Annotated in this window: 1 protein-coding gene; it reads left to right on the top strand. The window is 57.9% G+C overall.

The window, feature by feature from the left end; genetic code table 11:
- Positions 1 to 1,078 precede the first annotated feature (1,078 nt).
- Positions 1,079 to 1,768, top strand: coding sequence for an outer membrane protein (locus AC0QUY_RS42395; protein WP_161855563.1), 690 nt, complete (start codon positions 1,079 to 1,081; stop codon positions 1,766 to 1,768).
- The last annotated feature ends 756 nt before the right edge of the window (positions 1,769 to 2,524 follow it).

Here is a 2,524-nt window from a genome sequence, read left to right as displayed (position 1 = left end):
GCAGCGGGCTACAACTTCCGGCGTCTCATCCGCTGGCTCGAGCTCTTGTTGCGCCAGTTCCTCGCCCAGCTCACGGTCCGACTTCAATTCGTCCCGAGTTGAAATCCGGCGTTCTTCACGGCCGACAGATGAGGAGCGCCGAATACGTTGGTCTCCGTGATACAAGCAAGACGGGCTACATTAGCCGCCTTGAGACGCTCCGCATTTGAACGCGGTCATCGCACAGTCGCCGGGCTCTCGCGCGAGCGCATCATCAAGGGCATTCTTCAGCCATTCGCGGATCGCGCCGGTGCGGCACTCGATACTCTGAAGAAGGTTCGGGATCCTGATCCGTCACGCGATCAACATCGGATGGCTGAAGCATGATCCGTCATTGGGTATCATCAAAAAATTCGGTCATAAACCGGTGACGAAATTGAGCAATTCAAAAATCGCTGGCCGCTCGGCACCAAACAGCGCCCGGCGGTACCAGCTTTTTCAACTGTTCAATGAAGCGCTAGACCGCAGCCAGTGCTGCTAATGCTGCAGCTTTAACTTCGCCCGACCGCAGTCTCTACCGCGATGAATGAGGTTCCGCGCATCCTTCGCAAGGTCCGCTTGGTGCTCGGTTCCGGCGTCGATCACACCATTTGACACCGCAAGAATGATCAAACCAGCGAGTGACACCTGTTTTTCGGGCCATAGGCGTGCGTGAGCGAAATGGCCGGCGTTGCCTCTGCCGTTGATCAAACGATGCTCCGAGTGGATGCGCCGTTCTCTCCGTAGGGTGGGGAGCAAGACTCAGCCAGGCGATCCGACACGTTCATCGCTGCTCTCGCCCCACGCGCGCGCCTTTATAAGCGAGCCTCGATTCGAACACCCTTCCCTCCAATGTTGGCATTGACGCGCATCTCTCCCATACGCGATAACTTTCTGCGCTGCGCACATTTGATCATGATTTCCAAAGCCTACAACCTAACGCAGCGTCAGCTTCAAGCTATTTCTTTCGAGCGAGTGTTGCGTTGCCGTTACAGCAATCTCCGATGACGTTGCTAAGACGCGCGCGGCCTGGGGGCCATCTAAAGGAAAGAAACTGGAAATGAAGAACTTGTTGCTTGTGACCTGCAGCATCCTCGCGCTTGGCGCGGTCGCACCCGCATTCAGCGCGGATCTCGCTGCGCAGCCCGTCTATAAGGCGCCACCGCCGCAGGTCGCGGCCGCGATCTACGACTGGAGCGGTTTGTACATCGGTATCAACGGCGGTTGGGGCTTCAGCAATGCGACCGGTGGCACCGTTGGCGGCCAGATCGGCTATCGCCAGCAGATGGGCCAGGCGGTGTTTGGTATTGAAGGTCAGGGCAACTGGGCTGATTTCAGTGGCTCCAATGTCAGCACCACCTTCCCGCTCAACACCAACCGCAGCGCGACCGATGCGTTCGGCCTAATCACCGGCCTGGTCGGCTACACCTCTAACAACGTTCTGCTTTACGCCAAGGGCGGTGCTGCGGTGACGAGCAACACCTATCAGGTCACCTCAACCCTGACCGGCGCGCAGCTGGCGAGCACCGACAATACGCGTTTGGGCGCAGCTGTCGGCGCGGGTGTGGAAGTCGGCTTTGCGCCGAACTGGACTGTCGGCGTCGAGTACGACCACCTGTTCATGCCAGACGCCAACGTGAACTTCACCACGGCCGCTGGTGTGGTCGCGACCGATCGCATCCGCCAGGATTTCGATCTCCTGACCCTGCGGCTCAATTACAAGTTTAGTCCGCCGGTTCTGCGATACTGATCTCTTTCGAACGGCGATCGAAAGTCCCGGCCCTCGGGCCGGGGCTTTCTTGAGCTATTCATCTGCCGCGGAACGGTCACCTAACCGCGTTCAGTTTTTCCGGGAATATGCAAGGACTTCTGCCTGCAAACCGTTTTATGTTCAAGGTGATCACCACCAAACTCGCGGGGCTAAATGGGCGAACCTGACACGGCCCGGCACGCACAATGGTGATGCATGGTCAAGGGATGAGCACGCAGACGACCGGACGTCTGCCCGGTTCAAGAGCACCTCCCTTGCTTCCACGGACATTCGATCCGAGGCCTACTTCCGTTCTGCGGTCCGCAACGCACTGTTCAGCTCACGCATCTCACGTGGAAGCGCCGGATCGGCTTTCAGCCCGCTCACACATTCCTTTGCTAAGGGTATTTACTCCTTGTGCTCGACATCTGGGTATTCTGCGGCCGCCGTTTGCTGCAGAACGCTGGGTTCAATTGTTATCCCGCTTGACCTTGGGCTGAACGCGTGGAGACACGGCAAGCGAAAACCGTTTGTGTCTGTTAACGATTCAGGCCTAAGTCGAGCCACTATTTGCCTACATCAACAGCCCGGTCATATGCGTCAGTCTTCATAGCCTTTTGGACTTGGTGTTAGTCGGCCGTGAAGAACGCCGGATTTCAACTCGGGACGAATTGAAGTCGGACCGTGAGCTGGGCGAGGAACTGGCGCAACAAGAGCTCGAGCCAGCGGATGAGACGCCGGAAGTTGTAGCCCGCT

It is taken from the genome of Bradyrhizobium sp. WYCCWR15520, from assembly GCF_056174665.1.
This window is presented reverse-complemented; position numbering and strand designations above follow the sequence as displayed.

Bases quoted from the DNA above. Each gene is read 5' to 3' on its own strand.
- AC0QUY_RS42395 (WP_161855563.1), top strand. From the start codon at position 1,079: ATGAAGAACTTGTTGCTTGTGACCTGCAGCATCCTCGCGCTTGGCGCG.